The sequence below is a fragment of the Faecalibacterium sp. Marseille-Q4896 genome (assembly GCF_017377615.1).
Classification (GTDB): domain Bacteria; phylum Bacillota; class Clostridia; order Oscillospirales; family Ruminococcaceae; genus Faecalibacterium; species Faecalibacterium taiwanense.
This window is the reverse complement of sequence record NZ_JAFREG010000006.1, coordinates 76,920-99,521: the sequence shown is the minus strand read 5'-3', so window position 1 is coordinate 99,521 and position 22,602 is coordinate 76,920. Positions and strand designations below refer to the sequence as shown.

Genomic DNA, 22,602 nt, shown 5'->3' with positions numbered 1-22,602 from the left:
ACGGGAGGAAACAGAACAATGCGTAAGATCAGAGTGCTGGATAATGTCTACGACCTTATCACCATCAACATGGAAGACCGCTTCAAGGATAATGTGGCCTTCCGCTTCTACGACACCGCAAACGATGCCGTGACCACCATCCTCTATAAGGATTATGTGCAGGATATCCGCAAGGCGGTGAATTACTTCCAGTCCACAATCCCGGAGATCAAGGGCAAAAAGATCTGCCTGCTCACCAAGAACAGCTACGAGTATGCCGTGAACACCTTTGGCGTGGTGGCGGCCGGTGCGGTGCTGGTGCTGCTGAACCAGCGCAAGAGCTGGGACGAGCTGAGCTACGAGCTGGGCCTTGTGGAGCCGGACGCCATCCTGACCGACGGCGACGACTACGGCTTCAACGACCAGCTCAAGGCTGCCTACGGCGATATCCTCCGCCCCATGGATGGCTTCCGCAGCTATGAGCCTGCGCAGCTGACCCGCTGCATCGACCACGAAGCCCTGATGGTCCTGATGTTCACCTCCGGCACTACGGGCCGCAGCAAGGGCGTGATGCTGAGCGAGAAGAATTTCTTCTCGGTGATGCGTGCCCACACCCAGATCGGTGAGCACATGATGGCGTATAAGCACGAACCGGACCTCGTCATGAGCCAGTACACCGTGCTGCCCATGTTCCATCTGGGCGCTTTCATCTGCCTGTTCTCCTGGGCCCATGCAGGCTGGGTGCTGAACGTCAGCAGCGACATCCGCAACTTCTATAAAGAGGTAAAGCGGATGCCCAGTCAGGCCATGGCGGTGGTGCCGGTCATTATGAACTCGCTCCACCACGATGTGATGCGCGGCCGCAAGGAACGTCTGGGGGAGCTGTGGGTGCCCATCTGCTCCTCTGCCATGTTCGACCCGCAGGTGATGCTGGATATGGCGGAACACGGCATGTTCGTGGTGCAGACCTACGGCAGCACCGAGACCTGCGGCGACGGCATCATCAACTACGCACAGGACGCAAAGCACATCGGCGCTGTGGGTCAGGGCAACGATTATCTGGACTACAAGATCGCCGAGGACGGCGAGCTGTGCATGCGCGGCGACAGCATCATGCTGGGCTACTACAAGGACCCGGAGGCCACCGCCGAGGTCATTGACGCGGACGGCTGGTTCCACACTGGCGATCTGGCCCGCAAGGACGAGGACGGCTACTATTTCCTGACCGGCCGCAAGAAGAACCTCATCATTCTGGACAGCGGCGAGAACATCAGCCCCGAAGAGCTGGAAGGCATCGTGGGCAAGTGCGAAGCCGTGAAGGAATGTGTAGTAAAAGAAATGGGCAAGAAGATCGGCGTGGTGGTCTATTGTGACGAGGACAAACAGCAGCAGGTGCGGGACTTTATCACCGAGGCAAACCGCACCCTGCCGCTGTACAAGCGTATGAGCGCAGTGGAGTTCAGCACCGAGCCGCTGCCGCGCAACGGTGCAGGCAAGCTGCTGCGCCAGTGATACGGATGCGATCGAATGCCCGGATGCATAAATGGGCCGGCAGACCGGCAGACTGAAAACAGGAGTTCCGACAAAAAACAAAGCTTTGTTGCCGGAACCCTTGCGCACAGGAGAGAATCAGGGTATTATTATGGAAAGGCATAGGAGATTGTGCCTATTATCCGTCACGGAAAGGAAGAAAATTTCTATGGAACGAGCAGAGATCATTTCCCAGATCCTGGCCATCCTGGAGGATGTTGCCGAGGTCTCTCCCGAAGATGTGAATGAGAACAGCGTCCTGATGGACGATCTGGATCTGTCCTCAATGGAGATCCTGACCATTGTGGCAGACCTCGAGGAGACCTTCGGCCTGCGCATCCCTGAAAAGGAGCTGCGCAACTTTGTGACCATAGGGGATCTGGTGGATTATCTGGCGGCAAACGCGGGGTAACAGTTCATGAATGAGTCGCAGCGCTCGACGGAGTACATCTTTCAGGGAACGATGTACTTCTTCCGTCGGGAGAAGATCCTGTGTCGGTACCAGTTTGCGCTGCAGGATGCGGTGGAACCCGCTCTTTTGCAGCGCGCACTGGACGCGGCGCTTTCGGCCGCACCGTACTATCGGGTACAGCTGGTGCAGGAAAAGCGGAGCTTTTTTCTGGAGCCGAACCCGAACCCCTGCCTTGTGTATCAGGGCAGTGCACAGCGCGATATCCCGGAGGAAACGAACGGCTATCTTTTCAGCGTGAGCTGTGAGGGGGATACCGTCTATTTTGACTGGTATCATTTCCTCATGGACGGCCACGGGGTGTCGCCCTTCCTCACCCGCATTCTGGAACAGTACTGCAACCTGCGCTATGGCACGGCGTTTGCAAACACGCCCATCGTGTGCAGCCCGGCCTATGACATCGAGGCCATGATGGCAAAATACCCGCCCCCCACAGCCACCGAAAGCACGATGCAGAGGGATGTGGTGCAGACATGGGAGGGCAGGATGCGCCGCACTCGGGTGCGGCTGACCAAGCAGAGCCTTGTGGACCGGGCAGTGGAGAACGGTGTCAAGCCCTTTACAGCGCTGGCCGGTCTGCTGAGCCTTGCGCTGCGCAACTATCTGGGCAAAGACGAGATCCAGTATTCCTACTCGGCAGATACCCGCAGGGAAGCGGGCGTGCCGGATGCCCTTTACAACTGCGTGTGCTCCTTTCAGAGCGGAGTGAAGCTGAACGATGACACCCGCCTTGCGGACATCGTGCCGGAAATGGATGCCGAGGTGCTCCGCACCCTGCAGCCGGAGGCAAAGCTGCGCCAGATGGTCCAGCAAATGAGCTGGGTGTACAAGGTGGACCAGCAGAAAGCGCCCCTGCGCATCAAGCAGAGGGTGTTCCAGATGGGTGAGTACATCAGCGGTGTCCCGGCGGATTTCTGGCTCAGCTATCTGGGCAATCCGCTGCTGCCGGCTACGCCGGAGCTTGAGCAGTACACCAAAGACTTCAACGTCTGGGTCCCGCCGGATGGCGGCTCCATGGGTGTGGAAGCCTCCAGCCTGAATGGCATCATCACCCTGTGCATCGAGAACAAGGCCGAAATGCCAGGCCTTGCCGGGATGATCCGCACCGCCTTTGAAAAAGAGGACATCACGGTGCTGGAAGCCGTGGATCTGGATACATAAGTGCAGAACATAAAAAGCACTCTTTCCGGGCAGGAAAGGGTGCTTTTTTGCGTCTTATTCGGTCCGTGCAGGCCGTGTGGTCACCTCGCCGCAGCGCAGAGCCTCCTGTCGGCCGTTCTCCCGCTGAATGACCAGCCGCCCTTCCTCGTCGATGGCAAGGGCCTTTGCGGCGTAGGTCTCGGTCTCGGCACACACCGTCACCCAGTGGCCGGGCACAAAGCACCGGGCGCGGTACTCATCCAGACAGTCAAACGCCGGGCAGAGGGCCAGCAGCTCCCGGGCAATGGCCCCGGCCAGTGCGGCCCGGCTCACCGGGGCAGGCCCGCCGGGGTACAGGCTCCCGGCCTTGCGGGCCAGCTCCTCCGGCCAGTCGGCAGCGGTGGAGGTAAGGTTCAGCCCGATGCCCACCACCAGCCATTCCAGCTGTCCGCTCTCGAGGTCGGTCCCCGCTTCGGTCAGGATGCCGCAGACCTTTCTGCCCTGATAGTACAGGTCGTTGACCCACTTGATGGCAAGCTCCAGCCCACAGAGCTTTTTCACGGCACGGCAGACCGCCACCGCGGCGCTGATGGTAGCGGTCTGGGCATTGGCGGCGGGCATTTCCGGGCGCAGCAGCACCGAGCAGTAAACGCCCTTGCCTGCCGGGCTTTCAAATCTCCGGCCCAGCCTGCCGCGTCCGGCGCTCTGGTGGGCGGTGAGCACCAGCGTGCCATGGGGTGCACCATCCAGCGCCAGCAGCTTTGCCGTGCGGTTGGAGCTTTCCAGCGTGTCATATAAATAGATGGGTGCAGGGTAGTCCCCGATGGCTTCGGTGCAGAACGGGTCGCCGCCTGCCAGCCGGTAGCCCCGGCGGGGCGCAGCTTCCAGCGCGTACCCTTGGGCCGTGAGGGCCGCAGCGGCCTTGTGCACGGCAGCGCGGCTCACGCCGAGGGTCTCGGCCAGCTGCTGGCCGGAAACGTAGCTGCCCCCGGCAGCGGAAAGTGCCTGCAAAAGTGCCTGACGGGTACTGACAGCCATGGCCGAATGCCTCCTTTTGTGCTATACTACTTCTATTGTATCATAAAAATAAAAGTTTTTGCAGGATTTTGAACGGCTGTTTCGTATGAATGTGCAGAAGGGCAGCGCAGGGGCTGCACTTCGTCGGACTGGGACGAAACTGAAAGGAGGTGGGCAGGCCGTTGACGACCTTGGAATTCAGCGCGATGGTGCAGAAATACCAGTCGCTCGTATATACGGTCTGCCACCAGCTGGTGCCGGATGCCGGCGATGCGCAGGACCTGACGCAGGAGACCTTTCTGGCGGCATGGCGGGCCATTGACCGCTGCCCGTCCGGGTTTGAAAAACAGTGGCTGGCACGCATCGCTGCCAACAAGGCAAAGGACTATCTGCGCAGCGCATGGGTGCGCAGGGTGAACATTCCCGGCGACGATGTGCTGGCGCTGGAAGGTGCGCCGCCCGGCACCCAGCCGGAACAGCAGGTGCTGGATGCTCTGGGCGAGGAAGAACTCACCGCCATGATCCTGGACCTGCGGGAGCCCTACAGAACGCCTTGCCGTCTGGTGCTGCTGGAACAGCACACCATGGCCGAGGCGGCACAGCTGTGCGGCCGTCCGCCCAAGACGGTGGAAGCACAGATCTACCGGGCAAAAAAGATGCTGGCACAGCAGATACTACAGCGTGAAAACGATGGAAAGGAGTGCGTACATGGAACTGTTTGACAAAAACGGCTGCCTGACCGACGAAGGCCTACAGGCCCTGCAGGCAGGCGGGCTGGATGAGCTGGGCCGGCTGGAAACCGCCGAGCATTTATCCCACTGCGATAAATGCATGGACCGCTACACCGCTCTGCTGACGGCAGATGCGCTGGAAACGCCGCCGCACTCCGCGCACAAGGCGGTGATGGCCGCCATCTGGGTGCGGCTGATGCAGAACACATGGGGCTGTGCCGCAGTGGCCGGTGTGGCGGCGGTGCTGGCCTTTACCATGTGGCGCTCCGGCACCATAGACCAGCTGCTGAATTTCCGGCAGGAGCTGCACACATGGACACCGGAGACCAGCCAGAGCCAGACCGAAGAAGCCTTGCAGCTGGGCAAGCCGATGGAAGATGACCGCCAGCCCGCCCAGCCGGAAATACTGGGAAAGCCAATGGACGACGACAAGCCGAAGCAGCAGGCTTCGCTGGCAAAAGCACTCAATGACCTGCTGTTCGGAGCCGGCGGCCCTGCAGCAGAAAAACACAAAAATTCGCCACTTGCAGATCAAACGAAATAAGGAGATCGATTATGATGAAAAACGGAATCCTGACCTTCCTCTTCGCCTTTTGCCCGGGCGCAGGCCAGATGTATCAGGGCTACATGAAGCGCGGCCTTTCGCTCATTACGATGTTTTGCGTGGCCTTTGGTGCGGGCACTCTGCTGGGAGTTTTGTATGTAGCCATGCCCATTGTGTGGATGTACAGCTTCTTTGACACCTTCAATCTCCGGGCGCAGATCGGCGCAGGCACCGCCCCGCAGGACGATTATCTGGTGCACATCAACTGGCACGACCAGCGCATGGAACAGTTCATGCTGGACAGCCACAAGCTGCTGGGGTGGGGCCTGATCGCGCTGGGCGCGCTGGTGGCCTACCAGAACATCCTTATGAACACGCTGGGGGATATCGTGTGGCGCTGGGGCCAGAGCAGCCCTTTCTTCCGCGCACTTTACCTGATGATGGATCAGCTGCCGGAGGTGGTGGTGTGCGTGGCCCTGATCATCTGCGGTGCATGGCTGGTGCGCGGCCCCAAGGGCAGAAAGCAGAAGCCGCAGAACGATGCCGAAGATGAAGATTTTACCGAGTATACTGCACAGGATGCGCAGGCGGAGCCGAAAGCAAAGGGCTTTGCCATGCCCAAGCTCTCGGCTCTGCTGGGCAAGCCCGTGACCCCGGACGATGAGACGGAGGATGCCGACGATGGACGAGACGAGAAATGATGCGCCGCTGACCGGCGAAGCACCGCAGCCTGCAAAACCGCAGCCGCTGCGCCGGGTGGGCAGCTTTACGCTGGGCGTATGCCTGATCGCAGCGGGCATCTTCTTTCTGCTTGCCTATTTTGTGCCGGGCTTTGACTGGCAGCTGGCGCTGAAGATCGCCCCAGCGGCAGGGCTGATCCTGCTGGGCGGCGAGGTGCTCTTTTTTGCCGCCCGCCCGGGCCGCTGGAAATACGATTTCTGGTCGGTGCTGATCTGCCTTGTGCTCATGGGCGGATGCTTCTGTCTGTCGCTGCTGCCGGTGGTGTGGGATGAACTCGGCCCGGAGCGGAATCAGGCAAGCATGAAGCTGGGGCAGGAATATACGACAGAAGCCTATGACAAGATCAAACAAACAGCCCCGGATATCCGTGTGAAGAATATCAGCGGAAACGCCTACCTGTACAGCAGTGAGGCGAAAACGCTGCGGGATGTGAATGCCGGAAACGGCTATCTGAGCCTGACTGTGGAGCTGTTTGGCGGCTATGACAGCGTACAGGCCTTTGCGCAGGACTGCCGCAGCGTGACCGATGCCGTGCAGCAGTGCAGCGCACAGCCGGATGAGCTGCGCATTACATGGTCGCCGGAGAACGACCCGGGCCAGAGTCTTGCCTCCGGTAGCCTGCAGAATGTGGAGCAGTACACGCTGGAACTGGAAGGCATCGCACAGCTGGACTGGACAGCAGAGCAGATGGCAAAGCAGACCGAGGTGCAGTATCTGCTGGACGAAGAAAACGAAGAAACGGCAGAGTCCGAAGCTTTTTCCGAGGAAAGCGCGGAGCTGAGTGAGTGAAACAAAAAATGCTTCCGTGCGCCGCACGGAAGCATTTTTTTGTACGTTTATACGGTCGATCTTACAGCTTTTTGCCGGTGAGCAGCTCGTAAGCCTCCAGATACTTGGCAATGGTCTTGTCAATCACGTCCTGCGGCAGGTCGTAGTTGCTGTCGGGGTTGGCCTTGAGCCAGTCGCGAACGAACTGCTTATCGAAGGAAGGCTGGCTGTGGCCCGGCTCGTAGCCCTCCAGCGGCCAGAAGCGGGAGGAATCCGGGGTGAGCATTTCGTCGCCCAGCACCACGTTGCCGTTCTCATCCAGACCAAACTCAAACTTGGTGTCGGCAATGATGATGCCGCGGGAGAGCGCATATTCAGCGCACTTCTTGTACAGGGCAATGGTGTAGTCGCGCAGCTTGGTGGCGTACTCCTCGCCGTGGCCAGGGAACTGCTTTTCCAGCACCTCGATGCTCTTTTCGTAGGAGATGTTCTCGTCGTGGTCGCCGATCTCGGCCTTGGTGGAGGGAGTGTAGATAGGCTCGGGCAGCTTGTCGGATTCCTTCAGGCCCTCGGGCAGCTGGATGCCGCACACCTTGCCGGTCTTCTGGTAGCTGGCCCAGCCGCTGCCGGTGATGTAGCCGCGCACGATGCACTCGATGGGCAGCATGGTCAGCTTACGGCACATCATGCTGTTGCCGTCGAACTGCGGCTGCTGGAAGAACTCCGGCATATCCTTCACGTCCACGCTCAGCATATGGTTGGGCAGCAGATCGCGGGTGTAATCGAACCAGAATTTGCTCATCTGGGTCAGAACGGTGCCCTTTTTGGTGACCTTGTTTTTCAGGATGACATCAAACGCGGAAATGCGGTCGGTAGCAACCATGATGAGGCTGTCACCGTTATCATAGATCTCACGAACCTTGCCTTCTTTAATGGGCTTGAACTCAGTCATAATCAAACACTCCATTTTCCAATGCCGAAAAAGCGGCGGTGTATCTTACCTGATTATTGTACCATGTCTGCGGACAGTTTGAAAGAAACAGAATGAAAGGAAAATCAGGCCGTTTTTGCATTTTTCTCGTGAAAAATGTACGAAAAATAGAATCAAAATTCGGCGATTTGACGATAAAAGTCGTACTTTCACAACAATGAAGCACCTTTTTGTAAAATGTAGGCATGGACATTCCGGCGATTGTGCGGTATCTTATAATCAACAAATTAAAATAGGGAGGGTTTACATATGGGCAGTTTTCCCAAAGATTTTCTGTGGGGCGGTGCCACCGCTGCCAACCAGTGCGAGGGCGCATGGCAGGCAGGCGGCAAGGGCCTTGCCACCGTGGATGTGACCCCGTTTGGCCCGGACCGCTTCCCGGTGGCGCTGGGTCGGCTGGAAATGCTGGAGTGCGACGACAAGCACTATTATCCCAGCCATGAAGCCATTGACCTGTATCACCATTATAAAGAGGACATCGCCCTCTTTGCCGAGATGGGTTTCAAGTGCTTCCGGCTGTCCATCGCATGGACCCGCATCCTGCCGAACGGCGACGATGCCAAGCCCAATGAAGAGGGCTTGAAGTTCTATGAGGATGTGTTTGATGAGTGCCACAAATACGGCATTGAACCGCTTGTGACCATCTGCCACTTCGATACCCCCATTGCCCTCATAAAAAAGTATGGCGGCTGGAAAGACCGCCGCATGGTGGATGCCTATGTGCACTACTGTGAAGTGCTGTTTGACCGCTACAAGGGGAAGGTGAAATACTGGCTCACCTTCAACGAGATCAACATGCTGCTGCATCTGCCCTTTACCGGCGCGGGGCTAGTGTTCTATCCGGGCGAGAATGTGCAGCAGGTGGAGTATCAGGCGGCACATCATGAACTGGTGGCCAGCGCAAAGGCGGTCAAGCTGGCCCATGAAAAGATGCCCGGTGCCATGGTGGGCTGTATGCTGGCGGCAGGCCAGTATTACCCGCGCACCTGTGCACCGGAGGATATCCGTGCCGCGCAGGAAGCGGACCGCGACAACTACTTCTTTACCGATGTGCAGGCCCGGGGAGCCTACCCGGTGTGGGCAAAAAAGCGGATGGAGAAGGCCGGCATCACCCTACACACCGAGCCGGGCGATGAGCGGGTTCTGAAAGAAGGCACCGTGGATTTTGTCTCCTTCAGCTACTATTCCAGCCGCTGCATCACCACGGATCAGGAGATCCTGGCAGAAGAAAAGGCCGACGGCAATGCGGTGATGGAAGCCGTGAAGAACCCGTACCTCAAGGCCAGCGAGTGGGGCTGGGCCATCGACCCGGTGGGCCTGCGCGTGACCCTGAACACCATCTACGACCGGTACGAAAAGCCCATGTTCATTGTGGAGAACGGCCTTGGCGCGGTGGATACCGTGGAAGCGGACGGCTCCATCCACGACAGCTACCGCATCGATTATCTGCGCGCCCACATCGAGCAGATGGAAAAGGCCGTCAACGAGGACGGCCTGCCGCTGATGGGCTACACCACATGGGGCCCTATCGACCTTGTGAGCGCATCCACCGGTGAGATGAAAAAGCGCTACGGCTTTATCTATGTGGATAAGGACAACGACGGCAACGGCACACTGGCCCGCAGCCGCAAGGACAGCTTCTACTGGTACAAAAAGGTCATTGCTTCAAACGGCGCCGACCTTGCCTGAAATTTGCGAAAAAATAAATTTGTGAGGAAGAATTGGAACTTATGACACCTGAGATCATTGCACACCGCGGCGCGTCCTATCTTGCGCCGGAAAATACCCTTTCTGCGTTCCGCAAGGCGATGGAGATCGGCGCGGACGGCGTGGAAATGGACGTACAGCAGACCAGCGATAAAAAGCTGGTGATCCACCACGATTTTGTCATTGACTGGCACACCGATATGCGTGGACAGATCTACGACATGACCGAGGGCGAGCTGAAGGCGCTGGACTTTGGCAGCTGGAAGGATGTGAACTATCAGAACGAGAGGATCGCTACCCTGCAGGAGGCACTGGCTCTGTGCAGGGAAATGGAAGGTACCATCGTTCAGCTGGAAATGAAGGCCACCATCGATGACGACCCGGATTTTGTCCCCCGCGTGATCGAGGAGGTGCGTGCAGCAAACATTACCGACCGCCTGGTGGTGATCTCGTTCAACCACGACCTGCTGCGGCAGGCAAAGCAGCTGATGCCGGAGCTGAAGGTGGGCGTGCTGGTCTACGGTGCGATGGAGACCATGGCGTTGCCCACTAGCACATGGGAAATGCTTGGCCTGCAGAACGGGCTGGAAGAGGATGATTTTCCACAGCTGCCGCCGCTGTCGGTGGAAAATGTGGATGACGAAAACTGCAGCTGGGCCCTGCGCTGGATGGGCAATCAGATCAGTATGCTGCAGGCGAACTTTCCGGGCAAGAGTCTGGTAGAGGTAGCCCAGCGCCTGCTGGAACAGCGGGACCCGGTAAAGTATGTGCAGACGCTGGACTTCAAGCCGGACTGGGTGAGCTGTGAATATCACACCGCTTACCAGCAGCCCAGCATGGTGCAGAAGCTGCATGATCTGGGCATCAAGGCGGCATACTGGACGGTGGACGGGGAACAGGCCGTGAAAGACCTTTGGCCCCTGCAGCCGGATGCCATCGTCACAAACCGCCCGGACCGCGTGCGGGAATGGATCTCTGAACTGGAAATGACAGAATAAAGGGCAGAAGCTGCATCCCTTCGGTGCGGCCTGATTCCCCAAGCAACATCTGAAAAGCAAACAGCGGACGGCCTGCAGGCCGTCCGCTGTTGTGCTATGCAAAAGATGTTATAAAATATATCCGAGGCTCCGCAGCACGAACAGCCAGAAGGTCAGGCTGAATGCGCTGAACAGGGTGGTGGTAACGCACACGCTGCCGGTAAGCACACCTTCGTGGCCCATCTGCTTTGCCATAACGTAGCACGCCGGGGTGGTGATGCTGCCCAGCATCACCAGCAGGGCCACCAGCTTTTCGTCGGTAAAGCCAAAGCGCACAGCCAGCGGCAGGAACAGCGCAGGCAGCACCATCAGCTTGACCACAGTAGCCACAGCAGTAGGCTTGAGGTATCCCAGAGCTTTTTTGCCCTTGAAGCCTGCACCAATGGCAAGCAGGGCCAGAGGGCTGGTCAGACCGGCCACGTTGGAAAGGGCCTTATCCAGCATGGCAGGCATGGAAATGTGCAGCATGCTCCACGCAAAGCCCGCTGCAATGCCCAGAAGGATGGGGTTCGTCAGGATGCCTTTCACACTCTTTTTGAGCTTTTCAGTCATATTGCCGGTCTGAGCCTGCGCAGTGGGCGCTTCCAGCATCAAAATGACCACTGCCATGATGTTATACAGCGGCACACTGCCAAGGATCATCAGGCTGGACATGCTGGCGTCGCCGTAGATGCTCTGCAGAAAAGCCGAGCCGAGGATGGCAGCCGACGAGCGGTAACACACCTGAACGAACTCGCCCACAAGGCCGGTGCCCTTTAAAAACAGCTTTGCCAGCGCCCAGATCACAAGGATGCACGCCAGTGTGACCGCAAAGCAGAACAGCACATACCGGCCATCGAAGGTGGCGCGGACATCGTTTTTGCCAAGGTCGCGGAACAGCTGCACCGGCAGTGCCACATAAAACACGAACTTGTTGGCCCCGGCCACGAACGCATCGCTCAGAAAACCGGTGCGGTGCAGCACATAGCCCAGCAGCATGATAAAGAACAGCGGCATGGTGCTGTTCATGCTGAACAGAATATTTTCCAGCATGGCTCACACTCCGCCATGACGGCGCTGTTCCGCTGAAAGCTCCTGCTGCAGAGCAGCTTTGCGGTGGTCCAGCAGCAGGTCTTTGTTGTACTTGAAGTAGCGTTCGCAGCCGTTCTCGGTGAGGAAGGCGTGGGACACCGGGTCCACCGTCAGCTCGGTGACGAACACCACCATCTCCTGGCTTTCGGCAAAGGCCTGCTCCATAAAGTCGAAAGCGGCTTCCAGCGCGGCGCTGGCGGTCTGCTGGGCCTTTTCGCGCTCATCGGCAAGGGACTGGAACTGCCCGCGCAGCAGGTCGAAGGCTTCCTGTGTACCGGCGGCGTTGGCACGGCGCAGTTCGCCCTCCCAGCCGCGCAGCACGGCCAGCACCTGCAGGCGGGTGGTCAGAGCATCTTTGCTCAGCAGCCCGGCGGCACGCTTTTGCTGTGTTTCGGTGTCGTAATCCATGATCTGCTGGTGGAACATTTCTGCCGAGCCGTCCGGGATATCCTCCGGAACGGTGGCAAGGGCTTTTTTGGTCTCCCGCAGAAAGGCATAGCAGCTGTCGGCCACTGCATCTGCCTGACGGGAGGCCGTGAACCGGGTGCCGAGGCCTGCAAGGATCAGGCTGACCAGCGAAAGCCGCTCGTCGAAGGGGGCCTGCAGCAGCCGTGCGAACACGGCGGGCTTTGCCTGTCCGGCCAAGATCTCCTCTACGCCGTAGTCGTCGCGGTACTTATAGTAAAGGTCGAGGTAGGCGGAGAAGTCCTCTGCGATCTTCGGGTGCTGGATGTACTCGCGGATCAGGTCTTCATCAGCCTGCAGACCCAGTGTTTCGTAGGTGTCCAGCAGATTGGAAAGATCCTCCCAGCCGCGGGCGGTCACGAACTGGGTGCCGTCCACATCGGCGTTGATCTGGTAGAAGTTCTGCGGGTGCAGCTCCAGATAGCTCAAAATGGCGCTGTGGATGTGGGCAGCGCGGGCATAGTCCTTCCACACGGGCAGGTCCGGCTCAATGTCCATGCGGCGCACGCGGTCCAGCGTAACGATATCAAAGTCGCGCACAGATTTGTTATATTCCGGTGGGTTGCCTGCCGCCACGATCACCCAGCCCGCAGGCACGGCCTGATTGCCAAAGGTCTTGCATTGCAAAAATTGCAGCATGGTGGGGGCCAGCGTTTCCGACACACAGTTGATCTCGTCGATGAACAGAATGCCCTCGGAGAGGCCGGTGGCCTCCATCTTGGCGTAGATGCTGGCAATGATCTCGCTCATGGTATATTCAGTCACTGAGACATCTTTTCCGCCGTAGTTGCGCTGGCGGATGAAGGGCAGGCCCACGGCGCTCTGGCGGGTGTGGTGGGTGATGGTGTAGGCCACCAGCGCCACGCCGCACTCCCGGGCTACCTGCTCCATCACCTGCGTCTTGCCAATGCCCGGAGGCCCCATGAGCAGAATGGGACGCTGCCGGATGGCCGGGATGGCGTATTCGCCCAGAGCATCCTTGGCAAGGTAGGCTTTTACGGTGTGTTCAATTTCTTCTTTGGCTCGTTTGATATTCATAGCAAATTCCCTCACGAATTGTTCAGGTCACGGTACAGGTCGTCCTCTTCGGCCAGCGCGTCGGCAAGGGTGCTTTGCGGGCGGGCTGCTGCACCGGTAAATTCCTCTTCATCCAGAACCACCTTCATGGCCCACGGTGGTACATTGGCATCGTCGAACCGCTCCCCCAGAAACAGAAAAGCGGTGTCGTAGGCCGGGCGCTTGGCGGGGTAGGTTCCCATGCCGTCGGTGAAGTACAAAAGGCCCCGCAGGTTCGAGAACTTCTTCTCGGCGCACAGCTGGTTCACATATTCAAAGGCCGGGCGGAAGTCCGTTCCTCCGCCGCCCCGCAGCTCAAAGTGGTTCATGGCGTGGATCAGCTCGTCCTCGTTGTGGATCAGGATATCCTGCCGGATGGCGTTATCGGCCTGGATCAGGTGCAGGTTCATCCGGTGGAAAAAGTTCTCCTGTCCTTTCAGCAGAGTGTAGGTCTCCGCAAGGAACGCCCGCACCAGTTCACCGGAGGTGGAGTAGCTGGTGTCGATGACAAGGGCCAGCTCCTCGATCTTTTTGCTCTCCCGGCTTTCCAGAGGCTCGATGAGGGGCAGGTTTCCGTACACCGAAAGGCCGTAGGTGTAGAAGTTCAGGTCGAACTCGTCCGGGTCCAGCTTTACTTCCTCCCGCAGCACGCAGAACCGGCGCAGAAAATCCCGGTAGCTGCGGCGGCTGCGGTTGGAGGCCTTCACCTGCTGCTTCAGAGCATCGGCCCCGTCGCCCGCTTCCTTGTCCCGCAGGTCCAGCTCTGTCTGCATCCGCTCCCCGATCTTCTGCCACGTTTTCTGGGGCAGCGGCGTGGGCATCTGCTGGGGCTGGTCAGGCGCATCCTTCGGCCACAGACGGTGGTCGTCGGTCACGAACTCCCGCTCCAGCTGGCGCAGCACACCGGGGGTCTGCCGGGTGAGCCACCGATACACCGGCGCGGCTGCCACCACGGTTTCCTCGGCGGTGATCTGCTGGTAGGCGTTCTGGCGCACATAGGTCAGCGGGCGCTTGACGCTGGTGCGGTTCAGGCTGTCGATAACGTTTTCCACTGCGATATCACAGGCAAGGCTCCACAGCTGCGGCTCCCGGCGGCCTTTCAGCCACAAATGTCGGAATACGCAGTGGAATATGGTGTGCAGATACAACCGGTTGAGATATTTTGGATTGTCCTGATAGAGCCGCAGCAGGTGGCTGGGCTGATAAAACAGGACCTGACCGTCCGTAGCCAGCACCCGGCAGCGCTCGTCCGGGGCGGGGGACAAGGCACTGAGCGCCATATCCAGAAAGCGGAAGTCCAGATACAGCCCGCTGCGCACCACCGCCAGCACCTCGCCGCCCATGCGTGCCTGCCACTCCTCGTGGGTCTCCGGCCGCTGGGACTGGAACGGCTTGCGCGGGTCAAAAAATTTTTCTTTTTGGATCGTTTGGGGCAAAAGTGTCACCTCACTTAGAACCCTCTCAGCCTCGCTGCAAACTCCCCCAGTCATCGCTGCGCGATGCCAGCCCTCTCAGGGATGGGGTCTCTGGCGAAACCGGAAGCTTACCCTTACTGCCAAAGGCTTCCTCTTAGAGGGAGCTGGCGCACGAAGTGCGACGGAAGGAGTTTTCTGCTGTTTAAAAATCAAAATCGTACCGCTGCTTTTTGGGCTGAGGAACATACTTTTTGTGCTCCGCATCCGCCAGCAGAGCGGCGGCAGCGGCGTTCCCGGCCTTGGCAGCAAGGGCTGAAGCTTCGGCAAAGCCGTCTTTGTCCAGCACATCCAGCGCAATGAGTGCACGCACGGCATCATTGTCCTGTGCCTTCAGCAGGCGGGCCAGCACCCGGTCGGTGTTTGCCGCCAGAAACGCCCGGTAATGCCCGGCGGCAGCTTCGGTCAGCTGCCACGGATACCGCAGCCGGTCAAAGCAGAGCATTGCCATCACATTGGCATCGTCGGCATCGTGGCCCTGCGGGAAGATCGCGTCGTATTCTGCGGGGAGGAATTTGTTCTCTAAAAAACACTGCCGGTAATGGTATCCTTGGCCGGAAAAGGTGTGCAGAAGGATGTGGGCGGGGGTCTCCTCGATGTCCTCCCAGTAGGCGGGATACCACAGCGCCGCCAGCGGCGCGGCGGCACCGGCAGGGCAAAACTCAGCCCGCACGGCCTCGGTGATGTTGTTCACAAGGGCAAACAGGCCGGTAGGTTCTTCAGGGCCTGCCTGCACCCGGATGGTCTCCAGCGCGAAGCAGTTCAAAAACACATCGCTGCCTACGGTCAGGCTGCCGCTGCCCACCGTGAGCAGGCGCAGGCTGCGGCAGTTGTAGAATGCGCAGCTGCCGACGACCTGTAAGCTGTCCGGTAGGGTCAGCTCTTCGAGAAAGTTCCCACACACCGGGTGCAGGTCGTCTGCATCCAAACCGGCAGCGGGCGCGTCAAAGTCGAAGTCGTACCGGCGGCAGGTGCCGCCCACCGTCTGCCCAAAGGCCCGGGTCAGCTGCACCGTGCCGTCCGGCTCCACCGTGTAGCGGCAGGTCTTGTCTGCCGCAGGCAGGCTGCGCGGCTTTTCGGAAAAGCAGTAGTCGCCCAGTTCGGTAACAGCAAAGCTGCCGCCCTCCGGTGCTGGCAGGGTGCCGGGCAGCGCGATACACGGCTCTGTGCCGTACACCCGCACCAGCCGGGCTGTGTCTGCCGAAAGCGGCAGGATGTCCAATGTAAGGGCGTTTTCCGGATATGCCATGTTCTGACCTCGTTTTCCTGCAATTCATTCAAGGTTCAGTATACCGCGAACAGGGGGTGATTGTCCAGAGCGGAGAAGAGAAAAGGAGCCGCCGCACGGCGGTGTGCCGGTGCGGCGGCTCTTTTGAGAAGGTAGAAAAACGCTTAGTCCTCGGCCAGATTGCCGGTGTACAGCTGGTAATACTTGCCCTTCTTGGCGATCAGCTCGTCGTGGCTGCCGCGCTCGATGATGCGGCCCTGCTCCAGCACCACGATGCAGTCTGCATTGCGGACGGTGGACAGGCGGTGCGCAATGACAAAGCTGGTGCGGCCGTACATCAAGCCGTCCATGCCGCGCTGCACCAGCGCTTCGGTGCGGGTATCGATGGAGGAGGTGGCCTCGTCCAGGATCAGCACCGGGGGATCTGCCACGGCGGCGCGGGCGATGGCCAGCAGCTGGCGCTGGCCCTGCGAGAGGTTGGCACCATCGCCGGTGAGCATGGTGTTGTAGCCTTCCGGCAGGCGCTTGATGAAGCCATCCGCGTTGGCAAGGCGGGCGGCGGCGATGCACTCTTCATCGGTGGCATCCAGCCGGCCGTAGCGGATGTTCTCCATCACCGTGCCGGTGAACAGATGGGTGTCCTGCAGCACGATGCCCAGAGAACGGCGCAGATCGGCCTTTTTGATCTTGTGGATGTTGATGCCGTCGTAGCGGATCTTGCCGTCCTGAATGTCGTAGAACCGGTTGATGAGGTTGGTGATGGTGGTCTTACCGGCACCGGTAGAGCCGACAAAGGCGATCTTCTGGCCCGGACGGCCATACAGATTGATATCGTGCAGGACGGTTTTTTCCGGCACATAGCCAAAGTCTACATCGGTAAAGGTGATGCTGCCTTCCAGCTTGTGGTAGGTGGTAGTGCCGTCGTGGTGCGGGTGCTTCCATGCCCAGATGCCGGTGCGCTCGGTGGCTTCCACAAGGTTATCGTCGCGGTCATACTTGGCGTTGACCAGCGTGACATAGCCCTCGTCGGTCTCGCTCTCTTCGTCCATCATCTTGAAGATACGCTCGGCACCGGCCAGAGCCATGATGATGCTGTTGGCCTGCATGGACACCTGACTGATGGGCATGTTGAAGCCCTTGTTCAGGCTCAGGAAAGCCACCACCGTGCCAAGGGTCGTGCCGCCCATGCCGCTCACGGCCATGGCTGCGCCTGCCAGCGCGCAGACGGCATAGCTGATGTTGCCCAGCTGGGCGTTGACCGGCATCATGATGTTGGCAAAGCTGTTGGCTTTGTTGGCGCTGTCCTTCAGCTGGTCGTTCAGCTGGCGGAAACCGTCCAGCGCCTTCTGTTCGTGGGTGAACACCTTGACGACCTTCTGGCCCTCCATCATCTCTTCGATGTAGCCGTTCAACTTGCCCAGATCCCGCTGCTGCTGGATGAAGTATTTGCCGGACTGCTGGGTGATCTTTTTGGAGCAGAACATCATCAGCGCCACCATCAGCATGGTAACGATCGTCAGCTGCCAGCTGAGCATGCACATGCTGAAGAACACCGAAACAATGGTAATGGCGCTGGACACTAGCTGCGGGATGCTCTGGCTGAGCATCTGGCGCAGGGTATCCACATCGTTGGTGTACACGGACATGATGTCGCCGTGGGGATGCTGGTCAAAATACTTGATGGGCAGGCTCTCCATGTGGGTGAACAGCTGGGTGCGCAGGTTGCGCAGGGTGCCCTGCGTCACGTTGACCATGATGCGGGCGTTGAGCCATGCGGCCAGAATGCCAATGACGTAGATAATGCCTACCCGCAGCAGAGCTGCTGCCAGCGGGGCAAAATCCGGATCCTGCTGCTGGGTCATGGGCACGATGTAATCGTCCATCAGGGTCTTTAAGAACAGACTGGCCTGTACGTTTGCCAGCGCGCTGACCACGATGCAGACAAGTACAAGGATGCAATGGGGCAGATAGTGCCGGAATACCTCATCCATGATGCGCTTCAGCAGCTTGCCCGGGTTTTCCACTTTGGGCCGGGGGCCGCCCATGCGGGGGCCGGGGCCGCGAACTTCTTTTGCCTGAGCCATTACTGTTCACCTCCCTGTTTGTCAAAGTCGCCGCTGCCCTGGGTCTGGCTGTTGTAAACTTCCTGATAGATGGCGTTGGTTTTGAGCAGCTCTTCGTGGGTGCCCAGACCATCGATCTTACCGTTATCCAGCACAAGGATGCGGTCGGCGTCCTGCACCGAGGAAATGCGCTGTGCAATGATGATCTTGGTGGTGCCGGGGATCTCCTCCCGGAATGCCTTGCGGATCTTGGCATCGGTAGCGGTATCCACGGCGCTGGTGGAGTCGTCCAAAATCAGCACCTTGGGCTTGCGCAGCAGGGCGCGGGCGATGGTCAGGCGCTGCTTCTGGCCGCCGGACACATTGGAGCCGCCCTGCTCGATCCATGTATTGTATTTGTCCGGGAAGCGCTCGATGAACTCATCGGCGCAGGCAAGCTTTGCCACACGGATGCACTCTTCCTCGCTGGCGTTCTCGTCGCCCCAGCGCAGGTTATCGAGAATGGTGCCACTGAACAGCACGTTCTTCTGCAGCACCATGGACACCTCGCGGCGCAGCACGTCGAGGTTGTAGTCGCGCACATCCACGCCGCCCACGCGCACGGTGCCGCTCTCGGCATCATACAGGCGGGGGATCAGCTGCACAAGGCTGGATTTTGCGCTGCCAGTGCCGCCGATGATACCTAAGGTCTCACCGGGCTTGATGCTGAAGGTGATATCATTCAGCACCGGCTGGCCGCTGCCGTGCTTATACTTGAAGGTGACATGCTCGAACTCGATGCCGCCGTCCTTCACCTGCTGCACCGGCTGCTTTGCGGGGGGCAGGTCGGTGGTCTCGTCCAGCACTTCCACAATACGCTTTGCGGAAGCGGCAGACATGGAGATCATGACAAAGGCCATGCTCAGCATCATCAGGGCCATGAGGATGTTCATGATGTAGCCGAACAGAGCGTTCAGCTGGCCGGTGGTGATGGCACCATGCAGAACGTACTTGGCACCCAGCCAGCTCAGGGCGATGTTGCAGCCGTAAACGGCGGTGAGCATGGCAGGGTTATTGAAGCTCAGGCGGCTCTCAGCGTTCACAAACTGGTCGTACAGGCTCTGGCAGGCTTTGGTGTACTTCTCGTTTTCAAAGCCCTCGCGCACGAAGCTCTTCACTACGCGGATGGCGGAGACGTTTTCCTGCACGGAAGCGTTCAGGGCATCGTAGTTTTTGAACACCCGGTCAAAGATGTGGAAGGTGGGCACCATGATGCCTGCCAGCACCGCCACCAGAAAGACCACAGCCACCACGAAGATCAGTGACAGCGGGCCGCCGATCATCACGGCCATGAACAGGGCGAACACCAGATGCACCGGGGCGCGCACGCACATGCGCTCGATCATCTGGAATGCGTTCTGTACGTTGGTCACGTCGGTGGTCATACGGGTGACAAGGCCTGCGGTGGAGAATTTATCAATGTTGGAAAAAGAATAATGCTGGATGTTCTCATACATGGCATCGCGCAGATTTCCGGCAAAGCCGGTGGATGCCTCGGCGGCGTATTTGCCGGCCAGAACGCCCAGCGCCAGCGCGACCACAGCCACCAGAAAGGTGAGCAGGCCGTACTTGAGGATGGCGTTCATATCGCCCTTTTCAATGCCCTGATCGATGATAAAGGCCATGATGGTGGGCAAAAGCACATCCATCACGGCTTCCAGAGCGGCAAAGAGCGGTGTCAGGACTGCGGCGCGTTTATACTCGCCCAGATGTGACACTAACTTTTTGATCATCTGAGTTACCTCCTGTTGCTTTTTATTTGTTTGGTACAGAACAATTTTATACAAAACATTTTAATTGTCAAGACGTTTCAAAAAATGTTCATAATTACTAATTTAACGAACACTTTTTCGGCAGGTTGCATCACTGCAGTGCATCCCGCAGCTTGTTTAAAAGCCGCAGCAGCTCGGTATTTTCCTCCGCTGTCAGCAGCCCGGCCACATAGTCGTCGGTCTGGTGGAAGCAGAGCATCGTCTTTTCGTGGAAGCAGATGCCCTCTTCGGTGAGCACCAGCTGCTTGAGCCGGGCGTCCTGCGGAACACTGCGCCGCTCGATATAGCCCTTGCGCTCCATCAACTGCAGGATGTTGGTCACGGTGGAGCGGGTGATAGAGAACTCCCGCTCAATGTCCCGCTGGAACACGGGGGTGTCCCGGTGGCGGTAGAGATACCCAATGATCCACCCGTGCATGGGGGTGGCCTGCTCCACGTCATTTTCGCGGGCAAACTGGTTGATCTTGCGGAAGATCAGGTTGTCCACCCGGCGGATCTGCGCCGGGATGACCTGTGGGCCTTCCCAAGGGGGATCGGCGTGATTGCAGCACTCGTTTTTGGTTTCGTCACACATCATGGTTTTGTCCTTCATGGTTGTTTTGGCATTGAACAGTTTCAAATAAAACTGTTTGATAGCATACATATTATACAGCAGTCAAAGTGAATGTCAAGGGGAAGGAAACGATTTTAAATGCCCTCCGCTTTGCTCTGGGCATAAAATAATGAAATATTATTTTTTATATTGCAAACCAGCCAAGCCTGCGGGCTTGGCTGGTTTGCTTTTTCACGGAAGGGGCCGTAGTTGCAAGCGGCATATTTTCCGGTTGCGCGGTCATTTCCGAAGGAAATAAGCGCAACAGATGGAGTTTACCTTTTGGGCCATTACTGTGAAAATGCAACAGCAGACAGCCCGCAGGCTGTCTGCTGTTGCCCTATTATAAAAATATTTTTCCGCTAAATATGCCCAGAGCGAAGCGGAGGGCATTCTAAATTATTATTCCAGATTGTGTTTTTTGCAGAACTGTTTGCTCACCCAGTACATCCCGCCCCACAGCAGAACGGCCAGCACCAGATACAACGGGTTTTTCATGGAACTGACCAGCGACTGCCCAAACACTGCCATCATGGCAATCATCACGCCCTTGCCCAGCAGCATGGTAATGAGATAGCGCTTTTCGTCAAAGTCCGAGATGCCAAAGGCCAGATGCATAAAGGAGCTTGGCGCGAAGGGCAGCAGCGCGAGCATGAACAGCGACGAAGTGTCAAAGCGGTTCACCCACTGCTGAGCCTTTTCCAGCTTGGGCGAGCGGGAGGCAAACTTCCAGAAGAAGCACTTGACCACCCGCCGCCAGAACAGGAACATGATGCTGCCGCCCAGCGCCACACCGGTCCAGCTGTACAGAAAACCCAGAATGCCGCCGTGAGCCGCTACATTCAGCGCCACAATGGCAATGAGCGGCAGCGGCGGAAAAAACGACTCCACCATGGCCAGCGTGATGGGGGCAATGGGGCCAAGGTTGCCAAAACTGTCCAGCAGAGTTTCCCAGAACTCCAGCGTTCCCAGCTGGCGCAGACAAAAGTTCATTGTGCACATCCATCCCTTCCGCCTGCGCTTTCCCATCCGCAGGTTCCTCTATCCGTAGTATATCCATATTGTATGACACAAGCATGAACACAAAGCGACATTTTTTTTGCCCTGTGCACAGCTTCCTTGGGATACTACGAAGCTGCCGGTGCTGTTTTACTCCGCAGCCTGCTTTTCTGCGCGGGCCTTCATACGCTCCAGCTGGGCGGTGCGCTGCTTTTCCCACCGGGCAAGAGAAGCATCGTCCGGGATCTGCAGGCAGCGGGCGTAGCTCCAGTGCAGGCCGTCGCGGCGGGCCAGCTTGTAGCGCTGGAACACACCCTTGCCTGCGGCATTGCTGCTGCCGGCGCAGTGGGGGCACTGGCTCAGGGTGTACCAGCTGTTGCTGCCCTTTTTCAACCATACATCGTCCGGAGTCAGTGGTGCGCCGCACTCCGGGCAGCTCATGGTGTAAATTTTGGGGTCGGTGCGCCAGGTGTACTGCTCCACATAGCCGCGGAAGACCTCAAAATCCCGGTAGTCGCCGGGGGTGGGGCACAGGCTGGCCCGCAGGGATTCCTCTTCAGTGGGGTAGGCCGCAAGACCGGCCCGCAGGTCGAGCATCCGGCAGACATCGGCGGTGTACAGCGTGTCGGAAAGGGCATCGTGGAACTGCCGCTCCATGGGCAGCCCTAAGCGGGTGACGACGCTTTCCAGCGTCATGCCCTCGCCCTCTTTGCGGGGATGCTCCCGCAGGAACACCTGCTGCAGGTCGTACCAGACGGTGGGCTTTGATTCATCGATGTTGCACAGGTACAGGTTCTGCTTGAGCACCGGTACGTCATCCATGCCCCACTCGGCAAATTCGGCATCCGGGCCGCACCACTGCATAAAGCGGCGCAGGCCCTGCACGATGGGCTCACCCTTGTCCAGATCGGCCTGCGTCAGGCCGGTGACTTTAGCAATGTGATGCTGCAGCTTACGGAAGATGCGGGGCCGCAGATGGATGGAAAAGGTGTCCAGCACGTTGGCATCCTCGTCGATCTTCACGGCACCGATCTCCACGATCTCGCCCCGGAAGGTCTGCTGCACGCCATGGTAATTAAAGGTATACGGCTGGTAGCCGATATTCCATTCCAGATCAAATAAAACCAGATTGCGCGGCATTTTGTTTGTCCTCTCTTTTGAATCAAACCCTCTCAGTCACGGCTTGCGCCG

General features: G+C 58.5%; 20 protein-coding genes. 9 read left to right on the top strand and 11 right to left on the bottom strand.

Annotation, left to right across the window (positions count from 1 at the left end; all coding sequences use genetic code 11):
- Nucleotides 1-18 precede the first annotated feature (18 nt).
- The 3 genes from J3348_RS10580 to J3348_RS10570 all read left to right on the top strand — a co-directional run bounded on the left by J3348_RS10580 (nt 19) and on the right by J3348_RS10570 (nt 3,139).
- Nucleotides 19-1,491 carry a class I adenylate-forming enzyme family protein gene (locus tag J3348_RS10580; protein ID WP_207698950.1) on the top strand — a complete coding sequence of 491 codons (1,473 nt, stop codon included), beginning with the start codon at nt 19-21 and terminating at the stop codon, nt 1,489-1,491.
- Nucleotides 1,492-1,678: 187 nt separating this feature from the next.
- Nucleotides 1,679-1,921: an acyl carrier protein gene (locus J3348_RS10575; RefSeq protein WP_044953961.1), complete on the top strand. Its 243-nt coding sequence runs from the start codon at nt 1,679-1,681 to the stop codon at nt 1,919-1,921.
- 6 nt (nt 1,922-1,927) lie between these two features.
- Nucleotides 1,928-3,139 carry a hypothetical protein gene (locus J3348_RS10570; protein WP_207698949.1) on the top strand — a complete coding sequence of 404 codons (1,212 nt, stop codon included), beginning with the start codon at nt 1,928-1,930 and terminating at the stop codon, nt 3,137-3,139.
- A gap of 54 nt (nt 3,140-3,193) precedes the next feature.
- Here J3348_RS10570 and J3348_RS10565 read toward each other — a convergent pair whose 3' ends face one another.
- Complete coding sequence (locus tag J3348_RS10565) at nt 3,194-4,156, bottom strand: biotin--[acetyl-CoA-carboxylase] ligase (protein ID WP_207698948.1); 963 nt, start codon at nt 4,154-4,156, stop codon at nt 3,194-3,196.
- A gap of 161 nt (nt 4,157-4,317) precedes the next feature.
- On the opposite strand from J3348_RS10565, the gene J3348_RS10560 reads away from it, so the two are divergent.
- From J3348_RS10560 to J3348_RS10545, 4 genes are read left to right on the top strand one after another with little or no spacing between them, the layout of a single operon-like run.
- Nucleotides 4,318-4,857, top strand: a complete 540-nt coding sequence (locus J3348_RS10560) for an RNA polymerase sigma factor (protein ID WP_223388239.1) — start codon at nt 4,318-4,320, stop codon at nt 4,855-4,857.
- Nucleotides 4,844-5,410 (top strand): hypothetical protein, encoded by a 567-nt coding sequence (locus tag J3348_RS10555; RefSeq protein ID WP_207698947.1) that lies wholly within the window; start codon nt 4,844-4,846, stop codon nt 5,408-5,410. The genes J3348_RS10560 and J3348_RS10555 overlap by 14 nt, the downstream gene beginning before the upstream one ends.
- Nucleotides 5,411-5,421: 11 nt before the next feature.
- Nucleotides 5,422-6,111 (top strand): hypothetical protein, encoded by a 690-nt coding sequence (locus tag J3348_RS10550; RefSeq protein WP_207698946.1) that lies wholly within the window; start codon nt 5,422-5,424, stop codon nt 6,109-6,111.
- Entirely contained in the window at nt 6,092-6,940 is an 849-nt protein-coding gene (locus tag J3348_RS10545) for a hypothetical protein (protein WP_207698945.1), read from the top strand. Before J3348_RS10550 ends, J3348_RS10545 begins: the two co-directional genes overlap by 20 nt.
- Nucleotides 6,941-7,001: 61 nt before the next feature.
- Here the strand turns inward: J3348_RS10545 and J3348_RS10540 are convergent, their stop codons facing one another.
- Nucleotides 7,002-7,871 carry a phosphoribosylaminoimidazolesuccinocarboxamide synthase gene (locus tag J3348_RS10540; RefSeq protein WP_044953963.1) on the bottom strand — a complete coding sequence of 290 codons (870 nt, stop codon included), beginning with the start codon at nt 7,869-7,871 and terminating at the stop codon, nt 7,002-7,004.
- Nucleotides 7,872-8,159: 288 nt separating this feature from the next.
- Here J3348_RS10540 and J3348_RS10535 point away from each other — a divergent pair, with 288 nt between their 5' ends.
- A complete protein-coding gene (locus J3348_RS10535) occupies nt 8,160-9,599 on the top strand; it encodes a 6-phospho-beta-glucosidase (protein ID WP_207698944.1) in 1,440 nt (479 codons plus the stop codon).
- A 41-nt stretch (nt 9,600-9,640) separates the two neighbouring features.
- The gene (locus J3348_RS10530; protein ID WP_207698943.1) at nt 9,641-10,615 is read left to right on the top strand and encodes a glycerophosphodiester phosphodiesterase family protein; all 975 of its coding nucleotides are present in this window, start codon (nt 9,641-9,643) and stop codon (nt 10,613-10,615) included.
- A 108-nt stretch (nt 10,616-10,723) separates the two neighbouring features.
- On the opposite strand, the gene J3348_RS10525 is transcribed toward J3348_RS10530, so the two are convergent.
- From J3348_RS10525 to J3348_RS10485, 9 genes are all read right to left on the bottom strand, one after another.
- Complete coding sequence (locus J3348_RS10525) at nt 10,724-11,686, bottom strand: AEC family transporter (RefSeq protein WP_207698942.1); 963 nt, start codon at nt 11,684-11,686, stop codon at nt 10,724-10,726.
- 3 nt (nt 11,687-11,689) lie between these two features.
- Nucleotides 11,690-13,228 (bottom strand): AAA family ATPase, encoded by a 1,539-nt coding sequence (locus J3348_RS10520; RefSeq protein ID WP_097781341.1) that lies wholly within the window; start codon nt 13,226-13,228, stop codon nt 11,690-11,692.
- Nucleotides 13,229-13,239: 11 nt separating this feature from the next.
- The gene (locus J3348_RS10515; protein WP_347565381.1) at nt 13,240-14,691 is read right to left on the bottom strand and encodes a VWA-like domain-containing protein; all 1,452 of its coding nucleotides are present in this window, start codon (nt 14,689-14,691) and stop codon (nt 13,240-13,242) included.
- Between the two features lie 172 nt (nt 14,692-14,863).
- A complete protein-coding gene (locus J3348_RS10510; protein WP_207698940.1) occupies nt 14,864-15,967 on the bottom strand; it encodes a leucine-rich repeat protein in 1,104 nt (367 codons plus the stop codon).
- Nucleotides 15,968-16,110: 143 nt separating this feature from the next.
- The gene (locus tag J3348_RS10505) at nt 16,111-18,030 is read right to left on the bottom strand and encodes an ABC transporter ATP-binding protein (protein ID WP_207698939.1); all 1,920 of its coding nucleotides are present in this window, start codon (nt 18,028-18,030) and stop codon (nt 16,111-16,113) included.
- Complete coding sequence (locus J3348_RS10500; protein ID WP_120080572.1) at nt 18,030-19,781, bottom strand: ABC transporter ATP-binding protein; 1,752 nt, start codon at nt 19,779-19,781, stop codon at nt 18,030-18,032. Before J3348_RS10500 ends, J3348_RS10505 begins: the two co-directional genes overlap by 1 nt.
- A gap of 130 nt (nt 19,782-19,911) precedes the next feature.
- Nucleotides 19,912-20,397, bottom strand: coding sequence for a MarR family transcriptional regulator (locus J3348_RS10495; RefSeq protein WP_223388226.1), 486 nt, complete (start codon nt 20,395-20,397; stop codon nt 19,912-19,914).
- 417 nt (nt 20,398-20,814) lie between these two features.
- A complete protein-coding gene (locus J3348_RS10490; protein ID WP_242702958.1) occupies nt 20,815-21,405 on the bottom strand; it encodes a VTT domain-containing protein in 591 nt (196 codons plus the stop codon).
- Between the two features lie 156 nt (nt 21,406-21,561).
- Nucleotides 21,562-22,551: a 3'-5' exonuclease gene (locus J3348_RS10485; RefSeq protein ID WP_207698937.1), complete on the bottom strand. Its 990-nt coding sequence runs from the start codon at nt 22,549-22,551 to the stop codon at nt 21,562-21,564.
- Between the last annotated feature and the right edge of the window lie 51 nt (nt 22,552-22,602).

Coding starts and splice junctions, on each gene's coding strand:
- J3348_RS10580 (WP_207698950.1), top strand. CDS start 19: ATGCGTAAGATCAGAGTGCTGGATAATGTCTACGACCTTATCACCATC.
- J3348_RS10575 (WP_044953961.1), top strand. CDS start 1,679: ATGGAACGAGCAGAGATCATTTCCCAGATCCTGGCCATCCTGGAGGAT.
- J3348_RS10570 (WP_207698949.1), top strand. CDS start 1,928: ATGAATGAGTCGCAGCGCTCGACGGAGTACATCTTTCAGGGAACGATG.
- J3348_RS10565 (WP_207698948.1), bottom strand. CDS start 4,156: ATGGCTGTCAGTACCCGTCAGGCACTTTTGCAGGCACTTTCCGCTGCC.
- J3348_RS10555 (WP_207698947.1), top strand. CDS start 4,844: ATGGAACTGTTTGACAAAAACGGCTGCCTGACCGACGAAGGCCTACAG.
- J3348_RS10550 (WP_207698946.1), top strand. CDS start 5,422: ATGATGAAAAACGGAATCCTGACCTTCCTCTTCGCCTTTTGCCCGGGC.
- J3348_RS10545 (WP_207698945.1), top strand. CDS start 6,092: ATGGACGAGACGAGAAATGATGCGCCGCTGACCGGCGAAGCACCGCAG.
- J3348_RS10540 (WP_044953963.1), bottom strand. CDS start 7,871: ATGACTGAGTTCAAGCCCATTAAAGAAGGCAAGGTTCGTGAGATCTAT.
- J3348_RS10535 (WP_207698944.1), top strand. CDS start 8,160: ATGGGCAGTTTTCCCAAAGATTTTCTGTGGGGCGGTGCCACCGCTGCC.
- J3348_RS10530 (WP_207698943.1), top strand. CDS start 9,641: ATGACACCTGAGATCATTGCACACCGCGGCGCGTCCTATCTTGCGCCG.
- J3348_RS10525 (WP_207698942.1), bottom strand. CDS start 11,686: ATGCTGGAAAATATTCTGTTCAGCATGAACAGCACCATGCCGCTGTTC.
- J3348_RS10520 (WP_097781341.1), bottom strand. CDS start 13,228: ATGAATATCAAACGAGCCAAAGAAGAAATTGAACACACCGTAAAAGCC.
- J3348_RS10510 (WP_207698940.1), bottom strand. CDS start 15,967: ATGGCATATCCGGAAAACGCCCTTACATTGGACATCCTGCCGCTTTCG.
- J3348_RS10505 (WP_207698939.1), bottom strand. CDS start 18,030: ATGGCTCAGGCAAAAGAAGTTCGCGGCCCCGGCCCCCGCATGGGCGGC.
- J3348_RS10500 (WP_120080572.1), bottom strand. CDS start 19,781: ATGATCAAAAAGTTAGTGTCACATCTGGGCGAGTATAAACGCGCCGCA.
- J3348_RS10495 (WP_223388226.1), bottom strand. CDS start 20,397: ATGATGTGTGACGAAACCAAAAACGAGTGCTGCAATCACGCCGATCCC.
- J3348_RS10490 (WP_242702958.1), bottom strand. CDS start 21,405: ATGAACTTTTGTCTGCGCCAGCTGGGAACGCTGGAGTTCTGGGAAACT.
- J3348_RS10485 (WP_207698937.1), bottom strand. CDS start 22,551: ATGCCGCGCAATCTGGTTTTATTTGATCTGGAATGGAATATCGGCTAC.